The following is a 26,654-nucleotide window of genomic DNA, read 5'->3' as shown; positions in this document are numbered from 1 at the left end:
TTTCACTGGCTGCACATCAGATATCAACATATCTTCCGAGTGTAAGAGAAAAAAACGGCAGGGAAAAGCAAATTCGGCACTTCTCGCACTACGCTTGTCAATATCCGCCGTATTTTTGACAGCATTGAGACAGATAATGTCAAAAATCGAGCTGATGGCGTTCGAGAGTGCCGTTATATTGGCCCACATGTGCTAGTTCGTGCCTTGAGCCTGCGCAGATTGCATCAGATTTTTCGGATTCCGAATATGAATTCCCACCGTCTCCCCGTCGATCTCGCCAAGGCCTATCGCCTGCTCAATCACGGCCCGACCGTTCTGGTCAGCGCGGCACACGGCGGCCAACGCAACATCATGGCCGCCGCCTGGGCCATGCCGTTGGACTTTGCCCCGCCAAAGGTCGCCGTGGTGCTGGACAAGGCCACCTGGACGCGGCAGTTACTCGAAGCGAGCGGCGAATTTGCGCTGCAGGTGCCCACCGTCAGCCAGGTCGACATCACGCAGGCGCTTGGCTCGAGTTCGGGCCGCGAGATCGCCGAGCAACAAGGCATCGACAAGTTCGCCGCGTACGGCCTCCAGACGTTTGCCGGCAGTGTGATCGGCGCGCCGTTGCTGGAAGGCTGCGCGGCGTGGCTGGAGTGCCGGATATTGCCGGAACCGGCGATTCAGCAAGGCTACGACCTGTTCCTTGGCGAGGTGGTGGCGGCCCACGCCGATGCGCGGGTATTCAGCGCAGGACGCTGGCACTTCGAAGGCCACGATGCGCTGCGGACCATCCACCACGTGGCGGGCGGGCATTTCCTAGTCGATGGCGCCAGCATCGACGCAAAGCCGATCGGCCCCTGATGCGCAGCGACCGGGCAATAAAAAACGCGCCCGAAGGCGCGTTTCCATGAGGCTGCAAATGCCAATTACTTGGCAACGACACGTGCCATTTCCAGGCACTTGTTCGAGTAACCCCATTCGTTGTCGTACCAGCTCACCACCTTGATGAACGTGCCGTCCAGTGCGATACCGGCTTCGGCGTCGAAAATCGAGGTGCGTGCGTCGCCGCGGAAATCGGTGGCCACGACCTTGTCTTCCGTGTAGCCCAGCACGCCCTTCAACGCGCCTTCGCTTTGCGCCTTCATCTCGGCGCAGATTTCCTCGTACTTGGCCGGATTTTCCAGCTCGACAGTCAGATCGACCACCGACACATCGGAGGTCGGCACGCGGAACGACATGCCGGTCAGCTTCTTGTTCAGTTGCGGAATCACCACGCCCACGGCCTTTGCTGCGCCGGTCGACGACGGGATGATGTTTTCCAGGATGCCGCGGCCACCGCGCCAGTCCTTGTTCGACGGGCCGTCAACGGTCTTCTGCGTGGCCGTGGCGGCGTGCACGGTGGTCATCAGGCCGCGCTTGATGCCCCACTTGTCGTTCAGCACCTTCGCAACCGGCGCCAGGCAGTTGGTCGTGCAGCTGGCGTTCGAGATGATCGCCTCGCCCTTGTACGTGTCGTGGTTCACGCCAAAGACGAACATTGGGGTATCGTCCTTGGACGGCGCCGACATGATCACCTTCTTGGCGCCCGCGTCGATGTGCTTCTGTGCGCCTTCCTTGGTCAGGAAAATACCGGTCGATTCGATGACCACGTCCGCGCCAACTTCGCCCCACTTCAGTTCGGCCGGGTCCTTGACGGCGGTCAGGCGGATCTTCTTGCCGTTGACGACCAGCGTGTTGCCATCGACCGACACTTCGCCGTCGAAGCGACCGTGCACCGAGTCGTACTTCAGCATGTACGCCAGATAGTCCGGCTCCAGCAGGTCATTGATGGCGACGACTTCAATGTCCTTGAAGTTTGCGGCGGCCGCGCGGAACACCATGCGCCCGATACGGCCGAAACCGTTGATGCCGATCTTGATGGTCATGTCTATCTCCTAGAGTGCAATCGATAAAGCCAGTGGCCTGCGCCAGCAGCCGGCGCGTCGCACCGGCCTGCCGCGCGGGCGAATTTATTGGGCGAGCGTTGCGCGCACGGTGTCGGCCACGTTCTCGACCGTGAAGCCGAAGTGCTTGAACAGCACGCCGGCCGGCGCCGATTCGCCAAACGTATCGATGCCGACCACGGCCTGCACCTGATACTTCCACCAGAAATCCGTCACGCCAGCTTCCACTGCAATGCGCGGCACGCCGGCCGGCAGCACGCTGGCCTTGTAGGCGGCATCCTGCTTGTCGAACACGGTCGTCGCCGGCACGGAAACCACGCGCACGTGCACGCCTTCGGCAGCCAGCGCATCGGCGGCACCCACCGCCAAGCCCACTTCCGAACCGGTGGCGACGATCACGGCGTCCGGACGCTTGGTGCGCGGATTCTTCGCGTCGCGCAGCACATAGCCGCCGCGCGCGATGTTGGCGCGCGTGGCGTCGTCGCGTTTCTGGAACGGCAGGTTCTGGCGGCTGAAAATCAGGCAGCTCGGACCGTTCTCGCGGCGGATCGCCTCGGCCCAGGCCACGGCGGTCTCGGTGGTGTCGGCGGTACGCCAGACATCCATGTTCGGGATCAGGCGCAGGCTGGCAACATGCTCGATCGACTGGTGCGTCGGACCGTCTTCGCCAAGGCCGATCGAATCGTGCGTGAACACGAACAGCGAGCGGATCTTCATCAGCGCCGCCATGCGCAGCGCATTGCGGCTGTAGTCCGAGAACGTCAGGAACGTGCCGCCGTAAGGAATGTAGCCGCCATGCAGCGTGATGCCGTTCAAGATGGCGCTCATGCCGAATTCGCGCACACCGTAGTTGATGTGGTTGCCCCAGGCGTCGGCGCGCACGGCCTTGCTGCCGGACCAGTTGGTCAGGTTGGAGCCGGTCAGGTCGGCCGAACCGCCGAGGAATTCCGGCAGCACCGGGCCGAACGCTTCGATCGTGTTCTGGCTGGCCTTGCGAGTGGCGATGGTCTCGGCTTTTTCTTCGCACTTGGCGATGAAAGCGTCCACGGTCTCGTCGAACGCGGCCGGCAGTTCGCCGCGCATGCGGCGCTGGAATTCGCCGGCTTCGTACGGATGCACCTGTGCGTAGGCGTCGAACAGCGCGTTCCAGGCCGATTCCAGCGCCTGGCCGGTTGCCTTCGCGTTCCAGGCTTCATACACGGCCTCGGGCAGTTCGAACGGCGCGTGCACCCAGCCCAGCGCCTCGCGCGTGGCCAGCACTTCGGCGCCGCCCAGCGGTGCGCCGTGCACGTCGTGACCGCCTTCCTTGTTCGGCGCGCCCTTGCCGATCAGGGTGCGGCAGCAGATCAGCGTCGGCTTGTCGCTGGCCTTGGCCTGCGCGATGGCGTTATCCACGGCCACCACGTCATGACCGTCCACGCCGCGGATCACGTTCCAGCCGTAGGCTTCGAAACGCTTCGGGGTATCGTCGGCAAACCAGTGCACCACGTCGCCGTCGATCGAGATGCCGTTGTCGTCCCACAATGCAATCAGCTTGTTGAGCTTGAGCGTGCCAGCCAGCGAGCACGCCTCGTGGCTGATGCCTTCCATCAGGCAGCCGTCGCCCAGGAAGACGTACGTGTGGTGATTGACGATGTCGAAGCCGGGGCGATTGAACTCTTCGCCCAGCAAGCGCTCGGCCAGCGCCATGCCCACGGCGTTGGTGATGCCCTGGCCCAGCGGACCGGTGGTGGTTTCCACGCCCGGCGTGATGCCATATTCGGGGTGGCCGGCGGTCTTGCTGTGCAACTGTCGGAAATTCTTCAGTTCCGCGATCGGCAGGTCGTAGCCGGTCAGGTGCAGCAAGGCGTAAATAAGCATCGATCCGTGGCCGTTGGACAGCACGAAGCGATCGCGGTCGGCCCACTGGGGATTGACCGGGTTATGCTTCAGATGCCGGCCCCACAGCGCCACGGCGATGTCCGCCATGCCCATCGGCGCACCGGGGTGGCCGGAATTGGCCTGCTGGACAGCGTCCATGGCAAGCACGCGGATGGCATCGGCCATCAGCTTGACGGGTTGGTTGGCGTAAGGGCTTGTGGCGGGATGGGCGAGGGCAGACATGCGAGAACCTGACGGCGGGAAAACCGCAATTTTAGCAGAAGCAGGCGGCAATTCCGGGCGCGCGGGCACTTCCCGAAGGGGTGGTCAATCGTGGACGGAATGGCTGGCGCCGGGGGCAGGCACCACGCTTGGGGAAGTGAGCGTGCTGGCGGCGTCCCGGACGCGCCACCAGCAGGTGGAAATCGGCGAGAACGCGCATTTTGGGCGAATTTTCCGGCTCGATGGCCGCATCATGAGCACCGAGGCCGATGCCTACATCCAACATGAACTGATGACCGCGCCGATGGCGGCAGTGCACGGAACGCCACGTTCGGCGTTGGTGGTGGGCGGTGGCGACGGCGGGTCGGCGTTCGAGCTGCTGCGTATTCCCACCATGCGGGAAGTCGTGGTGGCCGAGCTCGACGGCGAAGTCGTCCGGCTGGCGCGCGAGTGGCTCGGCGGCATTCACCAGGGCGCGCTGGACGAGCCGCTGGATCCGCGCCTGCATCTGGTGATCGGCGACGGGCTTGGTCTGATGGAGGCATCCGCCCGGGCTGGTAGGCAATTCGACCTGATCGTCTACGACCTGACCGACGCCGACGACGGCAGCCCTGCCGCCGGCCTGTTTTCGCCGCACGGGCTGCAAACGGCGCGTCGGTGCCTGGCGCCGGGCGGCGCCATCTCGCTGCATCTGGGCCCGCCGCTGCATCGGCCCGATGCCGTGCGACGATTGCTCGCGCGCGTGCGCCAGACGTTTCAGCATGTGGCGCCGCTGACCACCTACGTGCCGGCGTATGGCGCGCTATGGGCCATCGCGCTGGCCAGCGACGCGCTCGACATCGCCGCCTTCCCAGCGCCACGCATCGCGGCGCGCCTGCATCAGTGGAAGCTCGACACGGCGCTGCGCGCCTATCGTCCCGAATGTCACGCCGCGCTGTTCACGCATCCGCTTCATCTTCAGGCGATCTTCGACAGCGCTGGCCGTCCCGCGTAACATGCACGGACGCCCCGCGCCCGGTCACGGACGCCGGGCTCATCCGTCCATCCGGGAGACCATCATGTCCAGACCGCCCAACACGCCCTGGCTGACGCCTTACCTGACGGTCGCCAGCGGTCGCTCAGCCATTGATTTTTATACCCGCGCGTTCGGCTTCACGATCGGGCACGTTGTCGACGAAAACGGCGTGCCCACCCACGCGGAAATGCATTACCAGGGCCAGCTCGTTGTCATGTTCGCGCCCGAAGGCGCCTGGGGCAGCACGGCCCGCACGCCGCGTTCGCTCGGCGTGGAAGCTCCGCAAACGTTTTACGTGTACTGCAATGATGTCGACGCCATCTACGCGCAGGCGATTGGCGCGGGTGCACTCAGCGTGATGCCGCCCGCGGATCAGTTCTGGGGCGACCGGTATTGCATGGTCGAAGATCCCGACGGTTACCGCTGGGGCTTTGGCTCGCCGCTTGCCCAGTCACCGGAAACCGGAAACAACCCCTGATGCCAAGATTTTTTGTCGATGCGGCGTTGGCCGCCGATGCGGTACTCGATTTACCGGAAGCCGTTGTTCGCCACATCCACGTGCTGCGTCTGTCGCCAGGGGATGCGATCACGTTGTTCAACGGGGCTGGCGGCAGTTTCGAAGCAACGCTTGCCGATATCGGCAAACGCCACGCCAGCGCACGCATCGTCGCACATGACACGCGCGAGGCGGAATCGCCGATAGGCGTTACGTTGGCGCAGGGGCTTGCCGGCGGCGACAAGATGGATTGGCTGATCGAGAAAGCCGTCGAGCTGGGCGTGTTGGCAATCCAGCCGTTGCAGGCGAGCCGATCTGTGGTACGGCTCTCAGGCGAACGCGCGGAGAAGCGCCAGGCGCACTGGCAGGCGCTTATTCAGGCGGCGTGCGAGCAATGCGGTCGCAATCGCTTGCCGACGCTCACGCCGGTGGCTACGGTTGAGGCGTGGCTGGCTGGTGCCGCTTCCTCGCCCGGCGCGAAGCTGCTGCTGTCGCCGCGCGCGACGGGGTCGCTGCCAGATCTGGCGCGCACGCACGGTGACGCGTGGCGCGACGCGGGCGTGACACTGTTGATCGGGCCCGAGGGCGGGCTTTCGCCCGACGAAGAACAGGCCGCGCGTTCGGCCGGCTTTATCGGCGTGTCACTTGGGCCGCGCATCCTGCGTACCGAAACCGCCGGGCTGGCTTGCCTGGCGACGCTGAACGCCATTCTTGGCGGATTTTAAAGGAGCCTGTGATGGGACTACTCGATAGCGTACTGGGCGGTGTGCTGGGCCAGATGGGCGGCCAGCCATCCGAAGGCCAATCCACCGGCATGAATCCGAAGCTGATGATGGCGCTTGGGCTGCTTGCGATGCTGGCCATGCGACACAAGAGCCAGGGCGCCGATGGCAGCGTGGCCCCGACCGAAGCCGGCGAAAGCGGGCTCGGCGGTCTGGGAGGACTCGGCGGACTGGGCGGCATGCTCGGTGGCATGCTGGGCGGCGGCAGCGCCCCCGCGCCGGGCGGTCTCGACCTTGGCTCGCTGCTGGGCGGCCTGCTGGGTGGCCACGGCGAAGCCGCTGGCTCGGCCCAGGCAGTCGGCGCGGCGGCCGGCGGCATCGGCGCGCTGCGCGACGTGCTGGCGCAAGCTGGCCTGGGGCAGCAGGTCGATTCCTGGATCGGCACCGGCGCTAATCAAGCGATCAGCGCAACCGATCTGTCCAGCGCGCTCGGCAACACCGGCGCGCTGCAATCGCTGGCGGAAACCACTGGCATGTCATCGGACGACGTCGCCGCCAGTTTGAGCGAGGGGCTGCCCGAGCTGATCGACCGACTCACGCCTGACGGGCATCTTCCCCCCGCGGCATAACGCCAATGGCCCGGAAAGCAAAAAGCCCGCTGCAAAACCAGCGGGCTTTTGTTTGCGGTTGGACTCGAACCGTCAGGCGAACGAGTAGAACACGCGGAACTGCACCTTGCGCTCGGCCCAGAATTCCGCGGCATCGCGGAACACGTCCAGCAGCACCTCGCGCGCTTCCTTGTCGAACTTCTGCGCGATCGGCAAGCCTTCCAGCACGATCACGAAACCGGGCTGCGGGCCGGCCTTGTGAATCATGTCGGTCAGGCAGTCGGACAGCGCATCGAAATTCTTTCCGAAATGCTTCGGGAACGTGAATTCCGTGGCGATGCGCTCCAGGATTTCCGCCTTGCTGGCGCAATCGGCGCAGTTGGCATACAGGAAATGCTGGTTCAGCACGGCGGCAGCCTGCGCCAGTTCGGGCACGCGGAACGCGCGGATCGACTGGACAATATTAGGGCGCACCGACTTGAACAGATTCATGGCTCCCTCGTTGGTGCCGTCATCAGCCCACGTGGCCATGGCAGGCGCGCAAGCAGGCGGAAGTCGTTGCGTCAGATCCTGGCGTGGCATCATCAGCACGTTGTCGTAAAGGTTCTGGGCCTGATGGTGGGCCCTTTGCCAGCCATCTCCGGCGCCGCGCTCCTCGCGGGCGGCAAGGGCGTCGCCCAATCCGAAAATGTCAGTCATCATTTGGTTATCCGTTTGAAACTGTTGTAGTGGTCTTCCGTGTAATAGCAGTCGTTGGCGGCGCGTTGATCACCACCGCAAACAATACGCTTGGCGCCCCGATTCCGGCTTTTGCTGTTCTTGACGGTGTATTCGCGGTAAAACCCGCGGGGCTGCTGCGGCAGGCTTCGCTCGTAATTGCCAAACCGCGAACCATCCTTGTCATACGGGAACGGCCCACCGGACTGGATCAGATCCAGTGTTTGCCGCGCCTCGTTTGGCAACTGCTGGGCGGCGATGGTTCCCACCACCCCCTGTACATCCGATTGCGCAGCGGACTGCCGCGCGATCGCGCCCTGCGGCGTCATCGCCAGCGCCAGCGACAATGCGGCGCCCGCGAACACATGGCCCAGGCTTCGCGCCAGGCTCAGGGACTGCCAAATTGACTGCCGCTGCGGCTGGCTCGGGAAATACCGGGGACCCACGTTATCGAAAAAGACTGGCTAAGAAGTAATTGGCAAGCCATTCCGGCCCGTTGGCGACTGTGCTCGCAACCCTCTGCGGGCTCAGACTCCCGCGGATGCGAGCGTCTGCATTCAAGGGCGTAAGGTTACGCGCATGTCCACCATTAATCAATCCCCGCACTTTTGCCAGCGCGATTTTCTCAATTGTTTCAATATGTTATTGATATGTGTGCGCATACTAACCTCGCATGCGCCACGCTGACGCGGGTATGAAAAAAGCCGGGCGAACCCGGCTTTTACGGCACTTGTCCCGGAAAACCTAAAGAGGCGTCCGAATCCCTGCACTCAACACTTGGCCGCGGCGTCCACCACGACCAAAGCGGTCATGTTGACGATACGGCGCACCGTCGCGGACGGCGTCAGAATGTGCACCGGCGCCTTCACGCCGAGCAGGATCGGGCCGATCGCGACGTTGTTGCCCGCCGCCACCTTGAGCAGGTTGTACGAGATATTGGCCGCGTCGATGTTCGGGCACACCAGCAGGTTGGCTTCGCCCTTGAGCGCGCCATCGGGCACCAGCGAATCGCGCAGCTTTTCATCGAGCGCGCTGTCGCCATGCATTTCGCCGTCGACTTCGAGGTCAGGCGCGCGCTCGCGCAGGATCTTCAGCGTGTCGCGCATCTTGCGCGCCGACGGCGCCTCGGACGTGCCGAAGTTCGAATGCGACAGCAGGCCAACCTTGGGCTCGATGCCGAAACGCTTCAGTTCCTCGGCGGCCATGATCGTGATCTCGGCCAGTTCATCGGCAGTCGGATCGACATTGACGTGCGTATCGACCAGGAAGATCTGGCGACCTGGCAACACCAGGCCGTTCATCGCCGCATAGACCTTGTTGGTGCCGCCCAGCACCTGGTCGATGTAGCGCAGATGCGCCGCGGTGGTGCTGACCGTACCGCAGATCATGCCGTCCGCCTCGCCCTTCTTGAGCAGCATCGCGCCGATCAGCGTGGTGCGGCGGCGCATTTCCAGCTTGGCGTACTGCTGCGTGATGCCTTCGCGAGCCATCATGCGGTAGTAGGCATCCGAATAGTCGCGGAAACGCTCGTCGTGCTCGGGATTGACCACCGTGAAATCGACGCCCATGCGCAGGCGCAGGCCGAAGCGCTCGATGCGGTGCGAGAGCACAGCCGGACGGCCGATCAGGATCGGGTTGGCCAGCTTTTCGTCGACGATCACCTGTACCGCGCGCAACACGCGCTCTTCCTCGCCTTCGGCGAAGACGATGCGCTTCTTTTCCATCTCCACCTTGCGCGCAGCCGCGTAGATCGGCTTCATCAGCGTGCCCGAGTGGTAGACGAACTGCTGCAGTTGCAGGCGATAGGCGTCCATGTCCTCGATCGGACGCGAAGCCACGCCCGACTTCGCGGCGGCCTCTGCCACGGCCGGCGCGATCTTGACGATCAGGCGCGGATCGAACGGCTTCGGGATCAGGTATTCCGGTCCGAAAGACAGGTCCTGGATGCCGTAGGCCGACGCCACGATATCGCTCTGTTCCTGGCGCGCCAGTTCCGCTACCGCATTGGCGGCGGCGATTTCCATTTCACGCGTGATCGTGGTGGCGCCGCAATCGAGTGCGCCACGGAAAATGAACGGGAAGCAGAGGACGTTGTTGACCTGGTTCGGGTAGTCGGTACGACCGGTCGCCATCACGGCATCCGGGCGGATTTCCTTGACCAGTTCCGGCATGATTTCCGGGTTGGGATTGGCCAGCGCCAGCACCAGCGGCTTGTCGGCCATCTTCTGCACCATCTCAGGCTTGAGCACGCCGGCGGCGGACAGGCCCAGGAAGATGTCGGCGTTGTCGATGACTTCGGCCAGCTTGCGCTTGTCGGTCTTTTGCGAGAAGCGCGCCTTTTCCGGGTCCATCAGCTCGGTACGGCCCTCGTAGACCACGCCGGCCAGGTCGGTCACCCAGATGTTTTCGATCGGCAGGCCCATGTCGACCAGCAGGTCCAGGCAGGCCAGCGCGGCGGCGCCAGCGCCCGAGGCCACCAGCTTGACCTTGGAGATGTCCTTGCCAACCACTTTCAGGCCATTGATCACGGCGGCGCCGACAACGATCGCGGTGCCGTGCTGGTCATCGTGGAAGACGGGGATCTTCATGCGCTCGCGCAGCTTGCGCTCCACGTAGAAGCATTCCGGCGCCTTGATGTCTTCCAGGTTGATGCCGCCGAAGGTGGGTTCCAGCGACGCGATGATTTCGACCAGCTTTTCCGGGTCTTTCTCGTCGATTTCGATGTCGAAGACGTCGATACCGGCAAATTTCTTGAACAGGCCGGCCTTGCCTTCCATCACCGGCTTGGACGCCGCGGCGCCGATGTCGCCCAGGCCCAGCACGGCCGTGCCGTTGGTGATCACGCCAACCAGGTTGCCGCGCGCGGTGTAGCGGAACGAATTGGCCTGGTCGGCAACGATTTCCTCGCACGCGGCGGCCACGCCCGGCGAATAGGCCAGCGCCAGATCGCGCTGGTTGGACAGCGGCTTGGTGGGAGTGACGGAAATCTTGCCGGGGGTCGGAAACTCGTGATATTCGAGTGCGGCCTTGCGCAGCGCCTCACGCTGCTGTTGTTTCAGATCGTCTTGGGACGGGGACTGCTGAGGGCTTGTCATCTGCGCATCTTCCGATCGGTGGAGCCGCACTGAATAACGCTTTGCGACGAGTACGGGCCGGCTCCACGAACCCGCTGTCTCCGCTTGTAGGCGCTTTGGAATTGCGCATTTTATATTGTGAAATACTATTTCACAATAAGCGTTTTGCGCGGGGCACCTTTGCGTTTCGGTACAATATGCCGCATGCCGATGGGCTTGACCAGCCGGTATGTCCACTGAATCCGCGCTGGCCTTCATCAGCGCTTGCCTCCCGGGTTACTCAACGCCCAATGCCAGATCCCTCGCCCGCATCGCTTTCCGAATTCGACCTGATTCGCCGATTTTTCACGCGCCCGGTCCGCAAGGCCGCCCTCGGCGTGGGCGACGACTGCGCGCTGATCGACGCGCGTCCCGGTCACCAGTTGGCCATCAGCACCGACATGCTGGTGAGCGGTCGACATTTCTTCCCGGACGTTGCGCCACGGGCGCTGGGGCACAAGGCGTTGGCGGTCAACCTGTCGGACCTGGCTGCGATGGGCGCCGAACCGCGCGCCTTCACGCTGGCGCTGGCGCTGCCGGAAGCCGACCCGGCGTGGCTCGAACCGTTTGCCGCCGGTCTGCTGGCGCTGGCCGACGACCACGGATGCGAGCTGATCGGCGGAGATACCACCAAAGGCCCGTTGACGCTGTCGATCACCGTGTTCGGCGACGTACCGCCGCGTCAGGCCTTGCGTCGCGACGCGGCCCGGCCCGGCGACGACCTGTGGGTGTCGGGCACGCTCGGCGACGCGCGCCTGGCGCTTGGCGACTGCCGCGGCGAATGGCTGCTGCCCGAGCCCGATTTCACGCTGATCCGGCCGCGCATGGATTCCCCGACGCCGCGCGTGGCATTGGGACTGGCCTTGCGCGGCGTGGCCCATGCGGCGCTCGATGTGTCCGACGGACTGGTGGGGGATCTGGGACACATCCTCGCACGCTCGTCGGTCGGCGCCATCGTCGATGTGGACTCCCTGCCCCGTTCCGCGGTGCTGTCAGCGCAGCCGCTCGATCTTCAGCGCCAGTGCGTGCTGGCCGGCGGCGACGATTACGAGCTGTGTTTTACCGCGCCGGCTGGCGCGCGCGAAGCGATCGCCGCCATCAGCCGGCAGCTGGACCTGCCGCTGACTCGTGTCGGCGCGATCACGGCGGAAGCCGGACTGCGGCTGGTCGATGCCAGCGGCAGCCCGGTCACCTTCACCGGCACGTCGTTCGACCATTTCGCGGCAACGTGACACGCGGCGCCCTACCCGTGTCATGATGCCGCCATGCGCGCAACAGGGAGAGCCGCACTTTGCGCGCCAGACATAACTACATAGACAGAGCCAAGTCCTTGATGTCCGCCTACCCTCCCGGGGCCGCACCGCGCGACCCCGTCAATCCCGTCACGCTGGAAGCCGGCCAGACCGTCAAGGTCACACGGCCAACCGCCCGTTTCATGTTCGGGCATCCCGCACGCCTCGTCGCACTGGGCTTCGGCTCCGGGCTTTCGCCCGTCAGTCCCGGCACCGTCGGCACGCTGTATGGATGGCTGTCGTTCATCGTGATCTCGATGTGGATCGAGCCAACCACCTGGCTGTGGATCATTGCCGCGGCGTTCGTGGCCGGCATCTGGGCCTGTCGCCGTACCGCGCGCGACATGGGTGTGGACGACCACGGCGGCATGGTGTGGGATGAGATCGTCGCCTTCTGGCTGGTGCTGGTGTTTGTCATGCCGACCGGCTTCTGGGGCCAGCTCGCCGCCTTCCTGTGGTTCCGCTTCTTCGATATCGTCAAACCCGCGCCGATCCGCTATTACGACCGCACGCTCAAGGGGCCCGGCGTCACGGGTGCCTTCGGCGTGATGTTCGACGATATCTTTGCGGCGTTCTACACGCTGCTCGTCTTCGCGCTGTGGCGCTCGATCTGAGCGCACAGCGGACCGAACGCCCAACACGCACCCAAGACTCAGGAAAACGCCGCCATGTCCGTCAGCCGCCTGCTTGACCAGCTTGCCATCCAGGCCGGAACCGTGCTCGCGGAGCGCTCGCTCATGCTCGCCACCGCGGAATCGTGTACCGGCGGACTGGTTGCCGCGGCGATCACCGATGTGTCCGGATCGTCGGGATGGTTCGAGCGCGGCTTCGTCACCTATTCGAACGAAGCCAAGACGACCATGATCGGCGTACCGGCCAAGCTGATACGCGATCACGGCGCGGTCAGCGAGGAAGTGGCACATGCCATGGCGGAAGGCGCGCTGCTGAACAGCCGCGCGCAGGTGGCGCTGTCGATTACCGGCATTGCCGGACCGAATGGCGGCACACCGGAAAAACCGGTCGGCACGGTCTGCTTTGGCTGGAGCAACCGCATCACCACCCGCACCGAGACCCAGCGCTTCAAGGGCGACCGCGCGCAAATCCGCCGCCAGGCGGCCGAACACGCGATGCGCGGACTGATCGAGCTGATCCGCAACGAGGAGTAAGCCTAGCCCGCTTCAGCGGACCACAGGCTCGCCCGGCCATTCGGCCAGGCCGTCCTCGCGGACCGTTGCCCGCAGCGCCTGAAGGCCGCTCAGCCGTGGCGATAGCGGTTGATCGTCTCGCGCGTCTGCAGCGCCACATTGCGCGCCGCAGTGGCGAAATCCTTCTCGCGGCTCGCGTACAGGATCGCGCGCGACGAATTGATCATCATGCCGGTGCCGTCGGCGGTGCGCCCGGCCCGCACGGTGGCCTCGATGTCGCCGCCCTGCGCACCGATGCCAGGAATCAGCAGCGGCATATCGCCGACGATCTGGCGCACCTTGGCGATCTCGTTGGGGAAAGTCGCGCCGACCACCAGGCCCATCTGGCCATTGGTATTCCAGCGCTCACGCGCCGCTTCGGCCACCACCTGGTACAACGGCTTGCCGTCGACCTGCAGGAACTGGACGTCCGAGCCGCCCGGATTCGAGGTGCGGCACAACACGATCACGCCCTTGCCCGGATGCGCCAGATACGGCGACATCGAATCGAAACCCATGTACGGACTGACGGTGACGGCGTCGGCCTTGTACCGGTCGAACGCCTCGATGGCGTAGTGTTCGGCGGTGGAACCGATATCGCCGCGCTTGGCGTCCAGGATCACGGGAATCCCGGGATGGGCGTCGTGGATATATTCGATCAGCTGCTCTAGCTGATCCTCGGCGCGCTGCGAATGGAAATAGGCGATCTGCGGCTTGAACGCGCAGACCAGATCGGCCGTGGCGTCGACGATTTCGCGGCAGAACGAGAAAATCGCGCCGCCCGTGCCGGTCATGGACAACGGCAGCTTGGCCGGGTCCGGATCGAGCCCGACGCATAGCAGGGAATCGTTACGCTGCCACGCGGCGGACAGCTGCTCGGTGAAGGTCATGGGATGCTCGGTATCGGATGGGAGCCGGAGGCCCGGCTGTCGACGAGTGTATGGACAGCATAACGCGGGCGCACGCCGGCTGGTTGGCTGACTGCGAAGGCACATTCCTGCAGTACAGCATATGGCGTTGGCGGCAATTCTACCTGTTGGCGTGATATTGTTTGCAGCTTCCGCTTAAAAGAGCGACATCCACGTCGCCCGTCCCATGACACTCGACCGCCGCGGTCTCATCCTGCTTGTCATCCTGACCGTCGCCTGGGGCCTGAACTGGCCGATCATGAAAATCGGCGTCGCGCATTTTCCCGCGATGGGCTTCCGGCTGCTCTGCATGGCCGGCGGGCTGGTGGCGCTGGGCCTGGCGCTGAAGCTGCGCGGCGACTCCCTGCACGTGCCGCGCGAGGCTTGGCCGACGGTGGTGAAGCTGGCGATTCCGAACATGGTGATCTGGCATCTGTTCGCCATCTGCGCGGTCAAGATGCTGTCATCGGGCCGCGCCGCCATCCTTGGCTACACGATGCCGATCTGGGCCGTGGTCTGGGGCCTTGTCATCTTTCGCGAGCGCATCGCGCTGTCGGCATGGATCGGCATCGCCTGCGCGCTGACCGGCACCGTACTGCTGCTGTCGGGCGAGATCGCCGCGCTGACGGGCAGCCCGGCGGGCACCCTGCTGATGCTGGTGGCGGCGGCGGGCTGGGGCTTCGGCACACAACTGATGAAGCGTACGCAGGTCGACGTTTCGATTGGCGCGCTGACGTTCTGGATGCTGGCCATCACGCTGCCGTTTCTGGCGCTCGGCACGCTGCTGTTCGAAACCGGCTGGCGCATGCCCACCGCTGTCGAATGGGGCGCGATCGCCTATAACGCCGTGGTGGTGTTCGCGTACTGCCATCTCGTGTGGTTCGCGCTGGCGCGCAGCCTGCCGCCGGTGGTGTCGAGCCTGTCGATCATGTTCATCCCCGTTGTGGGCGTGTTTTCGGGCATGTGGCTGCTTGGCGAAACGCCGCATTGGCAGGATTACGCAGCCATCGTGCTGATGTTCGCGGCGCTGTCGTCGGTCATGCTGGCGCCGCTGCTGCGCCGGCGCCTGTGAGCAACAGCGGCGCAGAGATTTCGCTTAACAAGCCCCCCCGCGTTGGATTACACTCGCGGCCATCAGAATCCCGGAGAAATTACGTGGGCAGTAGCATCGGGTGTTCGAGTTGCCGCGAAAGATTCGCGACATCGTCGGATGCCATGTCACTGCGGGCTGCGTAACGTCGATCCGCGTGGGGCCATCGCCCCGCACGTCGCCGTGCTTGCCCGCAGACAACTGCGGGTGAGTGTCTTTCCGTTTCCCCTTGCGGCGGCCGTCCGGCCTCCGTGTCGCGCTTCGGATCTTCCCTCTCCCGGCTTGCCAGCCAGATATCGGCAACAGGCAAACGTCATCGTCTTGCAACGGATGCGCACTTGCGCCGTCCGTACGCAGCGCGATCACGCTTGCCGGCCGCCTCATGGTCGCATCGCTGGCGAGCCTTGCCTGCGCCTGTCTCCGATGCATCGACAACGCGCAATCAGTAACAAGGAATCCAAGGGATGATCAATCTGTTCGTCCTGCAGAAAGGTCGGCTTGCCCAGGAGCAGGTCGACGAGCGCAACGAGCTGCTGCAGCACAAGCCCATCTGGATCGACGTGGTAAGCCCCGATGACGAGGAGCTCGCGTGGATCAAGGAAGCGTACAACGTGGTACTGCCCGAGCTGGAGGACCTTGGCGACCTCGAAGCGTCGGCGCGTTATTTTGAAGGCGAAGACGAGAACATCCACATCCGCACGGATTTTCTGCTGGCCGAAGACGAGGCCTCGCGCAACGTGCGCGTGGCGTTCGTGCTCACGCGCGACGTCCTGTTTTCGATTCACGACGAAGACCTGCCGGTGTTCCGCCTGGTGCGGCTGCGCGCGCGGATGCGTCCGGGATCGGTGCGCAACGCCAAGGACGTGCTGATGGATCTGTACGCGACCGACGCCGAATACTCGGCCGATTCGATCGAGGAAATCTACGAGCGTCTGGAAGAAGCGAGCCGCCGGGTGCTGGCCGAAAACGTGACCGATGCCGCCGCGGCCGACGTGCTGGAAACCATCGCGCGCGAGGAAGACTTGAACGGGCGCATCCGTCGCAACGTCATGGACACGCGCCGCGCGGTGTCATTCCTGATGCGCAGCCAGTTACTGTCCGCCGAGCAGCAGGACGAAGCCCGGCAGATCTTGCGCGATATCGATTCGATCGAGAACCACACTGCGTTCCTGTTCGACAAGATCAACTTCCTGATGGACGCCACGGTCGGCTTTATCAACATCAACCAGAACAAGATCATCAAGCTGTTCTCGGTGGTGTCGGTGGCGCTGATGCCGCCTACGCTGATCGCCAGCATCTACGGCATGAACTTCAAGCTGATGCCGGAACTGGACTGGGCCATCGGCTACCCGTGGGCCATCGCGCTGATGGCCGTCTCGGCGGCGATCCCGCTGGTGTATTTCAAGAGGAAGGGCTGGCTCAGCTAGTGGCGCGCGTCGGCAAACCCGTCGCGACGGTTGCGCATGCCGCGGGACACGGGATTGCCCAGGCAGGGCGAGCGCAATCAGTCGGGCAACGTCGCCGCGCCCATCCGCCGCGCGATGATCGACGCCTTGGCCCGGAAGTTGACGTGGACGTTGGCGCAGTACTGTTTCTTGTCGAAGCACTTCGGCGCCGGCAGCGCCGCCGCCAGCCGCGCGGCCTGCCCAACGGTGAGCTTTGAGGCCGACGTGTGGAAATAGTGCTGCGCGGCGGCTTCGACGCCAAACACGCCTTCTCCCCATTCCACCGAATTCAGGTAGATCTCGAAGATCCGCTGCTTGTCGAGCCAGAATTCCAGCATCCATGTGATGGCCAGTTCCTGGCCCTTGCGCACGTAGTATTGCTCCGAGGCAAGAAACAGGTTCTTGGCCAGTTGCTGAGTGATGGTCGACCCGCCGCGCACGATGCGCCCGCGCTGCTTGTTGCGCTCCCAGGCATCGAGCATCGCGTCGAGTTCGTAGCCGGGGTGATTGACGAAATCGGCATCCTCGCTGGCAATGACCGCGCGCTTGATATTGCGCGACATCTCGTCGTAGCTCACCCACTTGTGGTCGACCGTACAGCTCCAGAAATTGAAGCCGCACAGCCGCCAGCGCTCGGCGCGCAGGAACGAGGTGGAAGACGGATTCAGATACTGCCAGGCTGCAATCTGCAGGAAGAAATAGACCTGCATCGCCAGCACGCCAACGATCAGGCATTCGCCGAAATAGCCGATCCAGCGCAGCGGATTGGCTGCACCCGAGGATCTGGCCGGCACCCGGGCGGCCGCTGAGCGCTGACGGGCCAAGGCGGTCTGCCGCTCAGCGCGCCGCTTCGGCCTGCAGCGCCGCGCGCAGCTCGGCCAGCACCGGCGTCGTGTTCGGTCGCACGCCCCGCCAGTTGTAGAACGCCTCGGCGGCCTGTTCGACCAGCATGCCCAGGCCGTCGGACGTCGTTGCGCCGCACTTCGCCGCGTAGGCCAGGAACACGGTGGGTTTCGCGCCGTACATCATGTCGTACGCCAGCACGCCCTCGCCCAGCAGATGGTCCGGCACAGGGGGAAGTTCGCCCTGCAGGCTGCTGGCCGATGCATTGATGATGACGTCGCAGCCTTCGTCGTCGGATAGCGCACCGAGCGCGTCCAGTCCGCCCGCCCACAGCTCGACGTTGTACTGGTCCGCCGCCTCGACAAACTGCTCGACCATGTCGCTGGCCTTTTGCGCGGTGCGGTTGGCTACAACGATGCGCGCCGGGCGACATTCGATCAACGGCAGCATCGCGCCCATCGCCGCGCCGCCCGCGCCAAGCAACAGGATGCGCCTACCTTCGAGCAGCACGTCGAGGTTGTCCTGGATATCGCGCACCAGGCCGATGCCGTCGGTGTTGTCGCCGTGGATCAGGCCATCCTCGATCCACATCGTATTGACCGCGCCCGCCGCTTCGGCGCGCGGCGTCAGCCGATCGGCCAGATCGTAGGCTTCCAGCTTGAACGGCGTGGTCACATTGAAGCCATGGCCGCCCTCGGCCAGAAAACGGCGCACGGTATCGGCGAACGCGTCGAGCGGCGCTTCCAGGCGCTCGTACTGGACAGCCTCGCCGGTCTGGCGCGAAAACGCCGCGTGGATGGCCGGCGAGCGGCTGTGCGACACGGGATTGCCCACCACCACGTAGCGATCGATGGTGGTGTCGGGCGTGGAATTCTGTTCTGCGGTCATCAGCGGCCTTGCAGGCGGACGTCGAGCCCGCTGCGGGTGAACTTGAAAGTGGAAATGACTTCGAGGATGTCCTGCCGGGACTGCATCTCCGGCGTGAACACGCCGAATGGTGCGGCGGCGCGGACGATGGCAACGGCCTGGCGATCCAGCGCCGGGTCACCCGAACTCTTTGCCACGTCGATGCTCTCGATGTTGTAGCCGTCGCGGTTGTAACCGAGCTTGCCCAGGCGATTCACGTTGATCACCAGGATCAACTGGCCGTAGATCGGCTTGCCATTCTTCTGCGGGAAATCGCTGGTGCCGCGCGCTTCGATCTTGCGGCGCAGGCGATCGTAGTACTGCGCGTAATCGACGCCCTGTGCGCTGGTCGCCGTCAGTTGCATTCGCTTGGGACGCTTGGCGTAGTGTTCGAGGTTCCGGCCGATCTCGGCTTCGAGCCGCGCCATCTCGTCGGTGGAAGTGCGCTCGTCCTGGCCGCGCGTGGGCGCGTCGGCGCGCTGCTCGCCCGGCTTGAGCGGCTGGCTGCGCACCGACTGCGCGGCCTCGCGCGACTGCGTCATCAGGCGGCGCTGCTCTTCTTCGAGCTGTTCGAGGCGACGCTGTGTCAGCTTAATCAGGTCGCCATCCTTGGACTCGGTCTGCGCGGGCAGCGGCGTGGTGGCGCGCTGGGCGTCGTGGTCGCCGCCGCCGTCGAGATTGGCTTGCGCCAGCACCGTGGGATTGCGCGGCTTTTCAGCCGACTTCGAGTTCACCAGCACCACATCGAGTTGCGGATCGGACCGCTTGATCTCGAACACTTCAGGCGCGGCGATCCGCACCATCAGCAGCACCGCGTGAACGACCACGGACAGGACCAAAGCCTTGGCCAGCGTACTGCTGGATTGCCACCAGTCACGGGGGTGGCGCGGAGCAGAAAGTACGGCGTTCACGATGGAATGGACGGGCCAGGGAAGTCGGCGGGGAAACTCGATCGAAAACCGGCCCCCTCGGGCGAGGGATGGCCGGAACAGGGTTCGATTGTAAGTGAGCCGCCCCGTTTACCGAAGCCTGGGCGAAGCTTCAGGGCGCGGTGCCCGGCCCGGTGTCGCGCGCTGCCGACGCATCGGCCGGCGCGTCGTCGCCGGACGGCGCCACGGCGTCCGCGGATGGCGCTTGCGGCGCTCCTTCGGCCCCGTCTTCGGCGGCTTGCTCTGCCACGTCCTCGGCCGCGGCTTCGGCGGCCGCCTCGGCGGAAACTTCGGCCATTTCCTCGTCGCCGGCGTCGCCTTCGAGTTCTTCTTCCGGCAATTCGCCTTCACCGGCAAAGATTTCGAGCACCCGGCACGACACTTCGAGCGAAATCTCGTCGGTGGCGCCCAGCTCCAGCAACACCTGCGTCCCGCGCGAAGCTTGCGCCAGTTCCGGCACACGCGTCACCAGCGGAATCTCCGCAAAACGCACCGCGCCGTCCTTGAGCACCGTGGCCATGAGCTTGTTGCGGTTTTCCTGCTTGATCCAGCGCAGGCACCAGTAGCGTTCCATGGTGGACTGGTGGTCCGCATAGGCCGCATAGGTGCCTTCGAAGTCGGCCACGGCGGCCAGCAGGTCGGCGTCCTTGGGCTTGAACGGCGCAACCAGCTTGGCCGTGACGCCGTGCTGGGCCACCGCCAGGATCTGCCATTGATTGACCAGATCGACGTAGCGGCGCAGCGGCGAGGTGCTCCACGCATACTGCGCCACGCCCAGGCCCTCGTGCGGCGCCGGATAGGTCTGCATGCGCGTGCGATGCATGCCCCACGCTTTCTGTGTGCGATAGATGCCCGGCACGCCGTGGTCCGCCAGCAGCTTGCCCCAGGTGCTGTTGGCCAGGATCATCAGCTCGGCCACGATCTTGTCCAGCGGCGATCCGCGGCGGCGTTGCTCGATGCGCACGCGTTCGCCGCCGCCATCCAGCACGTCAATATAGAAATTGAAGTCCGCGCGGTTATGGCTTTCCGGGCGCAATCCGCTTGCCAGGCGCGCCTTCTGGCGCTCGTCGTGCAGATGATTGGCCAGCCGATACAGCTCGGTCAGTTCGTCGCGGAACGGGTAGTCGCCCGTGCCAGCGGCCAGCGCGGCTTCGGTCACCACATCCTCGAGCAGGTTGTGGCGCAGGTTGGCGGCGATCGGCACCAGTTCGGCCCGGGTTTCGCTGCCAAGTACGGCCACGCCATCCGGCCCATTCAGGTCGATCGTCACGTACAGCGACAGCGCCGGGCAGGTGCGCCCTTCCTGCAGCGTGTAGCGATCCACCACGCTGTCGGGCAGCATCGTGATCTTGTCGCCGGGGAAGTACACCGTGGACAGCCGCTGGCGCGCGATGGCGTCGAGCGCGTCGCCGCGGCGGATGCCAAGCCCCGGCGCGGCAATATGGATGCCAACGCGCAGCTTGCCGTCGGCGGTGCGCGTCACGGACAGCGCATCGTCGATTTCGGTCGTCGTGACATCGTCGATCGAAAACGCCTGCACGTCGGCCACCGGCAGGTCGGCGGACGGCTCGGGCACGTCGACATCGGCAAAGCCGGTGCCCTTGGGAAAGCAGTCAGCCAGGAACTTGGCCTCGTGCAGCGCGCGCGGGCTTTCCACGCCGCCCACGGCCACCATCAGCCGCATCGGCGTCATGCCCAGCGCCGTGCAGGCGGCATCCATCGCCTTGTATTCGAGACTGTTCTTGTCTGGCTTGAACAGCAATTGCAGGACCTTGCCGCGGAATGCCTCGGGCAGCTTGTGCGCCTTCAGTTGCGCTTCGTACTCGCCCTGCAGTTGCAACTGCCGCTTCTTGCGCTCCACCGCGGCCAGCGCGGCCTTGAGCTGGTCCTCGGGCGCGCGCAGATAGCGCCCACGGCCCTTGCGGCGGAAGTAGACCGGATTGCCATGCAGCGCCATGGCGAGCGCCGCCTGCTGCACCGCGCCGGCATCCGCGCCATAGTATTCGGCCGCCAGTTCGGCAAAACCGAATTCATCGGGCGGCGCGCACTCCCAAAGGAAGTCGAGATCGATCTCGGCGGTCAGGTCGCCGGTTTGCCGCACCATTTCGATTGCCGACGGCTGGGCAAACTGCAGCAGCACGTCCTTGGACTTGACCTTGGTGCGCTTGCCCGCGGGCAACTCCACCTGGTAAGCCTCGCCCTGTTGGGAAAGGACGGTGCCGGCGCGAATTTCGCCGCCTTCTTCGAACAGCAACTGCATGGATCGGTACTTTCAGAAGTGCCGGGGCAGCGCCTGGGCGGTGCGCAGTAGCGCACGCACAGGCGGCATGCCCCGGACGGATATTCGACCGTGGATGATACCGCACCACGCCGGGCGTCCGCCGACGCCCGGACGGATCAGAGCGACATGCCGCCGCTGGCCTCGATCGCGATGCCGTTGACGTAGCTGGCGTCGTCGCTGGCCAGGAAGGCGTAGATCGCGGCGATTTCGGACGGTTCGGCCAGGCGCCGCATCCAGCAGTGTTCCTTCATGCCGTCGAGCACTTTCTCCGGCACGGTCTGCAGGATTTCCGTGTTGACGAATCCCGGGCACACCGCGTTCACGCGCACGCCCTTCGGACCCAGCTCGCGCGCCCAGGTCTTGGTGAAGCCGATCACGCCGAACTTGGTGGCCGCGTAGTTGGTCTGGCCGAAATTGCCATACAGCCCCACCACGCTCGACGCGTTCAGGATCACGCCGCCGCCCTGCTCGGCCATGATCGTGGCCACAGCCTGCGCGCAGTTGAAAACGCCCTTGAGGTTCACGTCGACCACGGCGTCGAACTGCGCCTCGGTCATCTTGACCAGGCGGGCATCCTTGGTGATGCCGGCGTTGTTGACCAGGATGTCGATCCGGGCATGGCGCGCCAGCGTGGCGGCCACCATCGCGTCGACTTCCTCGCGGCGCGTCACGTCGACCTTGTGTGCATCCACGCTCGCCCCACTGGCGGCCAGGCGGTCAGCGGCTTCGCGCACGCGCGCCTCGTTCACATCGCACAGGACCAGTTTTGCGCCTTCCGCGGCAAAACGTTGCGCTGTGGCAAATCCAATACCGGCTGCAGCGCCGGTGATGATGGCAACCCGTCCTTCCAATTTCATGATGCTTGTCTCAGTTCCTGCCTTGGCAGTGTGTTGTGGGTGTCGATACGGCGGGGCAGTCTGGTGCCGCCCGCGCCGGTGTTGGCTGGCGCAACCCGTTCCAGCAGGTCGGGAAGAAAGACCTCTGTCACGAGCATGGCGCCGCCGCCGCGCCGGAATACCGAACGCCGCGCGGGCAGCATCGGCACCGACGCCAGCGTCGGCAGCACCCGTTGCAGCGCCTGACGCAACGGGTGGTGCGGCGAGAGCCGCGCAAACTGGAACGGATCGCGTCGCACGCGCGGATCCACGAACAACGCGCCCCCGAGCGGCCGGTTGCCGAGGCCGCGCAGGAACGGCCAGTCGCGCCGCGCGCGAAACGCATCGACGATGGTGTGCGCAAAAACTGCCGGCACATCGTCGCAAATCAGCAGCACTTCACGTGTGATGGCCGGCAGCGGCCGATCCAGGCCCAACGCCTGCCACTCGTCGGCAAACGGTACTTGCGGCGCCTGGGCCAGCCGTTCGACGCGGAAGCGCGACGAAGCCGACATCAGTCGCGCCGTAAGCGATCCCTCACCGGTCGCCCAACGTCGCTGGTTCAGTGGAATCGCCGCGTCGAACGGCAGATGCGCATGCCACGCCGCCCGCAGGCGCTGCAGTCCCGGCAATCCGGCCATCCGCTCGCTCATGACGGAAGCCGCCCGCCCGGTGTGTAGCCGCAAAAAGCCAGTACGTCGTCGACGTAGTCGTCGAATTCCGAGATGCCGTGATCGCTGCCTTCGATGATGCGGATGCGTGCGCCGGGGTAGGCGTCGACCATCTCGCGATAGTCGAGCACTTCGTCGCCGGTTGCCGCCAGCAGGTAATAGCGTTCCGGGCGCGTGATGGTATCCACGCGCAGGTCGAGCAGTTCCTGCAGATGTTCGGGCTTGACCACCACCGATCCGCCACCGTGATACAGCGGCTGCTCGCCGAGATATTTCTCAAGGTCGGTCCAGGGGTGGATCGCTGGATTGAGCAGTACCGCGCGGCAGCCATGGCGTTCGGCCAGCCAACGCGCATAGAAGCCGCCCAGCGACGAGCCGACGATGGCGATATCGGTCTCGCCGCCGGCCTTTGCGCCGCGAATGGCCGCTTCGGCCTGGGCAATCGCCGCCGAAGGCGACACATTGAGCATGGGGCAGGCGAAGTACTTTTCGAGGCCCCAGCGACGCATGCGCTCCTGCACGAGCCGGGATTTCATCGACTGCGGCGAGGAGCGGAAACCGTGCAGGTACAGCAGCATGTCTGTTCCCGCCCGTTATGGCTTGGCGCCGATCGAGTCCAGCAATTTCTGATGCACGCCGCCGAAGCCGCCGTTGCTCATCACCAGGACGTGATCGCCCGGTCTGGCGGCGGCGGTCACGGCGTGCACCAGCGCATCGAGATCCTGGAATGCCGTGGCCTTGTCGCCCAGCGGCGCCAGCGCTTCGCCAAGGTTCCAGCCCAGCGCGTCCTTGCCCGCCGGCGCGCCGTAGCCGAACACCAGATCGGCGCCCTCCAGGCTGGCCGGCAACTGGGCGGCCATCACGCCAAGCTTCATGGTGTTCGAGCGCGGTTCGAGCACCGCCAGAATGCGCGCATTGCCGACGCGGCGGCGCAGGCCGTCGAGCGTGGTCTGGATGGCGGTCGGATGGTGCGCGAAATCGTCATACACGGTCACGCCGTTGGCCACGCCGCGCACTTCCATGCGTCGCTTGACGTTGGCGAAACGCGCCAGCGATTCGATCGCCTGGGCCGGCGGCACGCCGACATGGCGCGCGGCGGAAATCGCGGCCAGCGCGTTCATGCGGTTGTGGGTGCCCTGCAGGTCCCACACCACGGTGCCCTGGACGGCCTCCTGGAAGTACACGTCGAACACGTCCTTGCCTTCCGGCGCTGGCGTGCGGGCATCGCCTTCGCGCCAGTCGCCCACGCCGAACTGCTCGGCTTCGCTCCAGCAGTCGCGCTCCAGCACGCGGGCCAAGGCCGGCTCCATGCCGTTGACGACAAGACGCCCCTGCCCCGGCACGGTTCGCACCAGATGATGGAATTGGGTCTCGATCGCGGCCAAATCCGGGAAGATGTCGGCGTGATCGAATTCGAGGTTGTTCAGGATCGCGGTACGCGGACGATAGTGGACAAACTTGCTGCGCTTGTCGAAAAACGCCGTATCGTACTCATCGGCCTCGATGACAAAGAAGTCCGATTCGGTCAGCCGCGCGGAAATACCAAAATTCTGCGGCACCCCGCCCACCAGGAAGCCAGGGTTGTAGCCGGCGTCCTCGAGAATCCACGTCAGCATCGACGTAGTGGTGGTCTTGCCATGGGTGCCCGCAACGGCGAGTGTCCACTTGCCGTTCAGCACATGCTCGCCCAGCCATTGCGGGCCGGACACGTACGGCAGGTTGCGGTTCAGGATCGCTTCCATCAGCGGATTGCCGCGCGACACGACATTGCCGATTACGAACAGATCCGGTTCGAGCGCCAACTGAGCGGGGTCGAAGCCTTCGATCAGGTCGATACCTTGCGCTTCGAGCTGCGTGCTCATCGGCGGATAGACATTGGCATCGCAGCCGGTCACGCGGTGGCCGGCCTGACGGGCCAGAACCGCAAGGCCGCCCATGAACGTACCGCAGATACCGAGGATATGAATATGCATGGGAGCTTCGGGGGGAGACTTGAGGCCGCGGCGGGCGCGGCGCGAAATAAGGCTCCGATTGTACCCGCATGTCCCGTGCACGCCGCGCCCATGGCCCCTCCGCGGGCTGCGTCGCCGCGCCGCACGGCGCGCAAACCAGGCATGCGGGTATCATCGGGCCATGTCCCGACGTATGCCTTCCGACCCCACCCGCCTGCGCGAAGAGATTGCCCAGGCCGCCGCCCGCATGATCGCCGAAGATGGCGCCGACTACGCCACGGCCAAGCGCAAGGCCGCCCGCCAGGTGCTGGGCGACATCCGCGTGGCCGGCGAGTGGCTGCCCGACAACGACATGATCGAAGACGAGGTGCGCGCCTACCAGGCGCTGTTCCAGAGCGAGCACCAGCCGCGCATCCTGGCGTTGCTGCGCCAGTTGGCCTTGCTGGCCATGGACGATCTGGCGGCCTACCGTCCGTATCTGGTCGGTGCCGTATTGAACGGCACCGCGTCCGAGCATTCCGACGTCTATCTTCAGTGTTTCTGCGATAGTCCCAAGGACGTTGCGCTGCATTTCCTGAATGCCGGCGTCGATTTCGACACGAGCGAAAGCCGCCACTTTGCCGGGCGCGCCGACGTCGAGACACTGAGCTTTCTGTGGCGCGGCCAATGGCCCGCATCGCGCGAGGCGCGCCAGCTTGCCGGCGAGGTGCGCAGCACGTTGGGGGCGCCGGTGGGCATCCACGTCGCGCTGTATGATGCCGACGACGAACGCGGCGCCGCCAGGGCAGACGCCACCGGCCGCCCGGCGCGCGCGGACCTCAAGGCGGTCCGCGCCCTGGTCGACGAGACCAACGCGGCGCAGTGAGCCGGCCTATCTATATAGAACTGTCACCATCGACTTCGAATATGACTGCATCCGCACCCCGCTCCATCCCGACGCGCCGTTCTTCCGTCATGCTGTGGATCCTCATCGCCATCGTCGCTGCGGCGGCGGGCGTGGTGGTCGCCAATTTCGTCCTCAAGCCCAAACAGGCGTCCGAGCACGCCGTCGAAGCGCTTTTTCAGGCAAAAATGCCCGATCCGGCGGGATCGGAGCTCGATCTGTCGAAATTTCGCGGCAAGACTCTGGTCGTCAATTTCTGGGCGCCGTGGTGCGGCCCCTGCGTGGAAGAGATGCCGGAACTGACGGCGCTGCACGCCGAGTACGCGCCACGCAATGTTGAGTTTGTCGGCATCGGCATCGATTCCGCCAGCAATATCCAGGAATTTCTCAAGAAAACCCCGGTGCAGTATCCGCTGGCGGTCGCCGGTTTTGCCGGCACCGAACTGTCCAAGAGCTTTGGCAACGCGCAGGGTGGCCTGCCATACACGGTGGTCATTTCTCCTGATGGTGCGGTGAAATTCCGCAAGATGGGTCGGGTGCATGCCGACGAATTGCGCAAGGAATTGCCGGGCGCATAGGCCACCCCTTTTCGGCGGTCACAAACGACGCATATCTGCACCCAACTCGCGTACAAAAGCTACGATTTCGTTGCGAACTTGCAGACATGCTGCGGTGTTTTGGGGTTTTGCGCCTGACTCATCACAGATCTAGCCGAAT

General features: G+C 64.8%; 26 protein-coding genes. 12 read left to right on the top strand and 14 right to left on the bottom strand.

Translation table 11 applies throughout. The features are described 5' to 3' along the window. Positions 1 to 246 precede the first annotated feature (246 nt). Entirely contained in the window at positions 247 to 843 is a 597-nt protein-coding gene (locus F7R19_RS05095; protein WP_150979552.1) for a flavin reductase family protein, read from the top strand. A 65-nt stretch (positions 844 to 908) separates the two neighbouring features. On the opposite strand, the gene gap is transcribed toward F7R19_RS05095, so the two are convergent. Beyond that, positions 909 to 1,907 carry a type I glyceraldehyde-3-phosphate dehydrogenase gene (gene gap, locus F7R19_RS05090; RefSeq protein ID WP_061955440.1) on the bottom strand — a complete coding sequence of 333 codons (999 nt, stop codon included), beginning with the start codon at positions 1,905 to 1,907 and terminating at the stop codon, positions 909 to 911. A gap of 84 nt (positions 1,908 to 1,991) precedes the next feature. Beyond that, positions 1,992 to 4,028: a transketolase gene (gene tkt, locus F7R19_RS05085; protein ID WP_150979551.1), complete on the bottom strand. Its 2,037-nt coding sequence runs from the start codon at positions 4,026 to 4,028 to the stop codon at positions 1,992 to 1,994. A gap of 136 nt (positions 4,029 to 4,164) precedes the next feature. On the opposite strand from tkt, the gene F7R19_RS05080 reads away from it, so the two are divergent. The 4 genes from F7R19_RS05080 to F7R19_RS05065 all read left to right on the top strand — a co-directional run bounded on the left by F7R19_RS05080 (position 4,165) and on the right by F7R19_RS05065 (position 6,869). Further along, on the top strand, positions 4,165 to 5,001 hold the full coding sequence (locus tag F7R19_RS05080; RefSeq protein ID WP_249043143.1) for a spermine/spermidine synthase domain-containing protein: 837 nt from the start codon (positions 4,165 to 4,167) through the stop codon (positions 4,999 to 5,001). Positions 5,002 to 5,065: 64 nt separating this feature from the next. Next, on the top strand, positions 5,066 to 5,500 hold the full coding sequence (locus tag F7R19_RS05075) for a VOC family protein (protein WP_150979549.1): 435 nt from the start codon (positions 5,066 to 5,068) through the stop codon (positions 5,498 to 5,500). Further along, complete coding sequence (locus tag F7R19_RS05070) at positions 5,500 to 6,243, top strand: 16S rRNA (uracil(1498)-N(3))-methyltransferase (RefSeq protein ID WP_211922712.1); 744 nt, start codon at positions 5,500 to 5,502, stop codon at positions 6,241 to 6,243. The genes F7R19_RS05075 and F7R19_RS05070 overlap by 1 nt, the downstream gene beginning before the upstream one ends. An 11-nt stretch (positions 6,244 to 6,254) precedes the next feature. After that, positions 6,255 to 6,869 (top strand): YidB family protein, encoded by a 615-nt coding sequence (locus F7R19_RS05065; protein WP_061955426.1) that lies wholly within the window; start codon positions 6,255 to 6,257, stop codon positions 6,867 to 6,869. A gap of 72 nt (positions 6,870 to 6,941) precedes the next feature. Here the strand turns inward: F7R19_RS05065 and F7R19_RS05060 are convergent, their stop codons facing one another. The 3 genes from F7R19_RS05060 to F7R19_RS05050 form a co-directional block, all read right to left on the bottom strand. Further along, positions 6,942 to 7,550, bottom strand: coding sequence for a barstar family protein (locus F7R19_RS05060; protein ID WP_061955424.1), 609 nt, complete (start codon positions 7,548 to 7,550; stop codon positions 6,942 to 6,944). After that, a complete protein-coding gene (locus F7R19_RS05055) occupies positions 7,547 to 7,894 on the bottom strand; it encodes a guanyl-specific ribonuclease (RefSeq protein ID WP_061955548.1) in 348 nt (115 codons plus the stop codon). The genes F7R19_RS05060 and F7R19_RS05055 overlap by 4 nt, the downstream gene beginning before the upstream one ends. Before the next feature lie 441 nt (positions 7,895 to 8,335). Beyond that, positions 8,336 to 10,660: an NADP-dependent malic enzyme gene (locus tag F7R19_RS05050; RefSeq protein ID WP_061955422.1), complete on the bottom strand. Its 2,325-nt coding sequence runs from the start codon at positions 10,658 to 10,660 to the stop codon at positions 8,336 to 8,338. 269 nt (positions 10,661 to 10,929) lie between these two features. On the opposite strand from F7R19_RS05050, the gene thiL reads away from it, so the two are divergent. The 3 genes from thiL to F7R19_RS05035 all read left to right on the top strand — a co-directional run bounded on the left by thiL (position 10,930) and on the right by F7R19_RS05035 (position 13,136). Beyond that, entirely contained in the window at positions 10,930 to 11,910 is a 981-nt protein-coding gene (gene thiL / locus F7R19_RS05045; protein WP_150979548.1) for a thiamine-phosphate kinase, read from the top strand. 101 nt (positions 11,911 to 12,011) lie between these two features. Continuing rightward, positions 12,012 to 12,584, top strand: a complete 573-nt coding sequence (locus F7R19_RS05040) for a phosphatidylglycerophosphatase A family protein (RefSeq protein WP_061955418.1) — start codon at positions 12,012 to 12,014, stop codon at positions 12,582 to 12,584. A gap of 54 nt (positions 12,585 to 12,638) precedes the next feature. Continuing rightward, entirely contained in the window at positions 12,639 to 13,136 is a 498-nt protein-coding gene (locus F7R19_RS05035) for a CinA family protein (RefSeq protein ID WP_061955416.1), read from the top strand. A gap of 89 nt (positions 13,137 to 13,225) precedes the next feature. Here F7R19_RS05035 and pyrF read toward each other — a convergent pair whose 3' ends face one another. Further along, positions 13,226 to 14,044, bottom strand: a complete 819-nt coding sequence (gene pyrF / locus F7R19_RS05030; RefSeq protein WP_061955414.1) for an orotidine-5'-phosphate decarboxylase — start codon at positions 14,042 to 14,044, stop codon at positions 13,226 to 13,228. A 205-nt stretch (positions 14,045 to 14,249) separates the two neighbouring features. Here pyrF and F7R19_RS05025 point away from each other — a divergent pair, with 205 nt between their 5' ends. Both F7R19_RS05025 and corA read left to right on the top strand, forming a co-directional pair. Further along, a complete protein-coding gene (locus F7R19_RS05025; RefSeq protein ID WP_150979547.1) occupies positions 14,250 to 15,134 on the top strand; it encodes a DMT family transporter in 885 nt (294 codons plus the stop codon). A gap of 482 nt (positions 15,135 to 15,616) precedes the next feature. Then, positions 15,617 to 16,579: a magnesium/cobalt transporter CorA gene (corA, locus tag F7R19_RS05020; RefSeq protein ID WP_061955410.1), complete on the top strand. Its 963-nt coding sequence runs from the start codon at positions 15,617 to 15,619 to the stop codon at positions 16,577 to 16,579. A gap of 77 nt (positions 16,580 to 16,656) precedes the next feature. Here corA and mtgA read toward each other — a convergent pair whose 3' ends face one another. The 8 genes from mtgA to mpl form a co-directional block, all read right to left on the bottom strand. Further along, entirely contained in the window at positions 16,657 to 17,358 is a 702-nt protein-coding gene (gene mtgA, locus F7R19_RS05015; RefSeq protein ID WP_150979671.1) for a monofunctional biosynthetic peptidoglycan transglycosylase, read from the bottom strand. Positions 17,359 to 17,434: 76 nt separating this feature from the next. Next, entirely contained in the window at positions 17,435 to 18,328 is an 894-nt protein-coding gene (gene aroE, locus F7R19_RS05010; RefSeq protein WP_150979546.1) for a shikimate dehydrogenase, read from the bottom strand. Further along, a complete protein-coding gene (locus F7R19_RS05005; protein ID WP_150979545.1) occupies positions 18,328 to 19,257 on the bottom strand; it encodes an energy transducer TonB family protein in 930 nt (309 codons plus the stop codon). The genes aroE and F7R19_RS05005 overlap by 1 nt, the downstream gene beginning before the upstream one ends. A gap of 130 nt (positions 19,258 to 19,387) precedes the next feature. Continuing rightward, on the bottom strand, positions 19,388 to 21,535 hold the full coding sequence (locus F7R19_RS05000; RefSeq protein WP_150979544.1) for a ribonuclease catalytic domain-containing protein: 2,148 nt from the start codon (positions 21,533 to 21,535) through the stop codon (positions 19,388 to 19,390). 137 nt (positions 21,536 to 21,672) lie between these two features. Beyond that, positions 21,673 to 22,413 (bottom strand): 3-oxoacyl-ACP reductase FabG, encoded by a 741-nt coding sequence (fabG, locus tag F7R19_RS04995; RefSeq protein WP_061955401.1) that lies wholly within the window; start codon positions 22,411 to 22,413, stop codon positions 21,673 to 21,675. Further along, positions 22,410 to 23,054, bottom strand: a complete 645-nt coding sequence (locus F7R19_RS04990) for a chorismate--pyruvate lyase family protein (protein WP_084003919.1) — start codon at positions 23,052 to 23,054, stop codon at positions 22,410 to 22,412. The genes fabG and F7R19_RS04990 overlap by 4 nt, the downstream gene beginning before the upstream one ends. Positions 23,055 to 23,080: 26 nt before the next feature. After that, the gene (locus tag F7R19_RS04985) at positions 23,081 to 23,680 is read right to left on the bottom strand and encodes a YqiA/YcfP family alpha/beta fold hydrolase (RefSeq protein WP_150979543.1); all 600 of its coding nucleotides are present in this window, start codon (positions 23,678 to 23,680) and stop codon (positions 23,081 to 23,083) included. A gap of 15 nt (positions 23,681 to 23,695) precedes the next feature. Further along, positions 23,696 to 25,075 carry a UDP-N-acetylmuramate:L-alanyl-gamma-D-glutamyl-meso-diaminopimelate ligase gene (gene mpl, locus F7R19_RS04980; RefSeq protein ID WP_150979542.1) on the bottom strand — a complete coding sequence of 460 codons (1,380 nt, stop codon included), beginning with the start codon at positions 25,073 to 25,075 and terminating at the stop codon, positions 23,696 to 23,698. Positions 25,076 to 25,235: 160 nt separating this feature from the next. On the opposite strand from mpl, the gene F7R19_RS04975 reads away from it, so the two are divergent. Both F7R19_RS04975 and F7R19_RS04970 read left to right on the top strand, forming a co-directional pair. After that, positions 25,236 to 25,919 carry a hypothetical protein gene (locus tag F7R19_RS04975; protein ID WP_061955395.1) on the top strand — a complete coding sequence of 228 codons (684 nt, stop codon included), beginning with the start codon at positions 25,236 to 25,238 and terminating at the stop codon, positions 25,917 to 25,919. A 41-nt stretch (positions 25,920 to 25,960) separates the two neighbouring features. Continuing rightward, on the top strand, positions 25,961 to 26,515 hold the full coding sequence (locus F7R19_RS04970) for a TlpA family protein disulfide reductase (protein ID WP_150979541.1): 555 nt from the start codon (positions 25,961 to 25,963) through the stop codon (positions 26,513 to 26,515). Positions 26,516 to 26,654: the final 139 nt, after the last annotated feature.

Origin of the sequence: Cupriavidus pauculus (assembly GCF_008801835.1) — a bacterium.
GTDB lineage: Bacteria > Pseudomonadota > Gammaproteobacteria > Burkholderiales > Burkholderiaceae > Cupriavidus > Cupriavidus pauculus.
The sequence above is the reverse complement of the archived record's forward strand: the minus strand, read 5'-3'. Positions and strand labels throughout refer to the sequence as shown.

Excerpts from the sequence above, each read along its gene's own strand:
- F7R19_RS05000 (WP_150979544.1), bottom strand. The coding sequence starts at position 21,535 with ATGCAGTTGCTGTTCGAAGAAGGCGGCGAAATTCGCGCCGGCACCGTC.
- F7R19_RS05065 (WP_061955426.1), top strand. The coding sequence starts at position 6,255 with ATGGGACTACTCGATAGCGTACTGGGCGGTGTGCTGGGCCAGATGGGC.
- fabG (WP_061955401.1), bottom strand. The coding sequence starts at position 22,413 with ATGAAATTGGAAGGACGGGTTGCCATCATCACCGGCGCTGCAGCCGGT.
- F7R19_RS05050 (WP_061955422.1), bottom strand. The coding sequence starts at position 10,660 with ATGACAAGCCCTCAGCAGTCCCCGTCCCAAGACGATCTGAAACAACAG.
- F7R19_RS05055 (WP_061955548.1), bottom strand. The coding sequence starts at position 7,894 with ATGACGCCGCAGGGCGCGATCGCGCGGCAGTCCGCTGCGCAATCGGAT.
- F7R19_RS05040 (WP_061955418.1), top strand. The coding sequence starts at position 12,012 with ATGTCCGCCTACCCTCCCGGGGCCGCACCGCGCGACCCCGTCAATCCC.
- aroE (WP_150979546.1), bottom strand. The coding sequence starts at position 18,328 with ATGACCGCAGAACAGAATTCCACGCCCGACACCACCATCGATCGCTAC.
- F7R19_RS05095 (WP_150979552.1), top strand. The coding sequence starts at position 247 with ATGAATTCCCACCGTCTCCCCGTCGATCTCGCCAAGGCCTATCGCCTG.
- mpl (WP_150979542.1), bottom strand. The coding sequence starts at position 25,075 with ATGCATATTCATATCCTCGGTATCTGCGGTACGTTCATGGGCGGCCTT.
- pyrF (WP_061955414.1), bottom strand. The coding sequence starts at position 14,044 with ATGACCTTCACCGAGCAGCTGTCCGCCGCGTGGCAGCGTAACGATTCC.
- F7R19_RS05060 (WP_061955424.1), bottom strand. The coding sequence starts at position 7,550 with ATGATGACTGACATTTTCGGATTGGGCGACGCCCTTGCCGCCCGCGAG.
- F7R19_RS04985 (WP_150979543.1), bottom strand. The coding sequence starts at position 23,680 with ATGCTGCTGTACCTGCACGGTTTCCGCTCCTCGCCGCAGTCGATGAAA.
- F7R19_RS05075 (WP_150979549.1), top strand. The coding sequence starts at position 5,066 with ATGTCCAGACCGCCCAACACGCCCTGGCTGACGCCTTACCTGACGGTC.
- tkt (WP_150979551.1), bottom strand. The coding sequence starts at position 4,028 with ATGTCTGCCCTCGCCCATCCCGCCACAAGCCCTTACGCCAACCAACCC.
- F7R19_RS05035 (WP_061955416.1), top strand. The coding sequence starts at position 12,639 with ATGTCCGTCAGCCGCCTGCTTGACCAGCTTGCCATCCAGGCCGGAACC.
- F7R19_RS04970 (WP_150979541.1), top strand. The coding sequence starts at position 25,961 with ATGACTGCATCCGCACCCCGCTCCATCCCGACGCGCCGTTCTTCCGTC.
- gap (WP_061955440.1), bottom strand. The coding sequence starts at position 1,907 with ATGACCATCAAGATCGGCATCAACGGTTTCGGCCGTATCGGGCGCATG.
- corA (WP_061955410.1), top strand. The coding sequence starts at position 15,617 with ATGATCAATCTGTTCGTCCTGCAGAAAGGTCGGCTTGCCCAGGAGCAG.
- thiL (WP_150979548.1), top strand. The coding sequence starts at position 10,930 with ATGCCAGATCCCTCGCCCGCATCGCTTTCCGAATTCGACCTGATTCGC.
- F7R19_RS04975 (WP_061955395.1), top strand. The coding sequence starts at position 25,236 with ATGTCCCGACGTATGCCTTCCGACCCCACCCGCCTGCGCGAAGAGATT.
- F7R19_RS05070 (WP_211922712.1), top strand. The coding sequence starts at position 5,500 with ATGCCAAGATTTTTTGTCGATGCGGCGTTGGCCGCCGATGCGGTACTC.
- F7R19_RS05025 (WP_150979547.1), top strand. The coding sequence starts at position 14,250 with ATGACACTCGACCGCCGCGGTCTCATCCTGCTTGTCATCCTGACCGTC.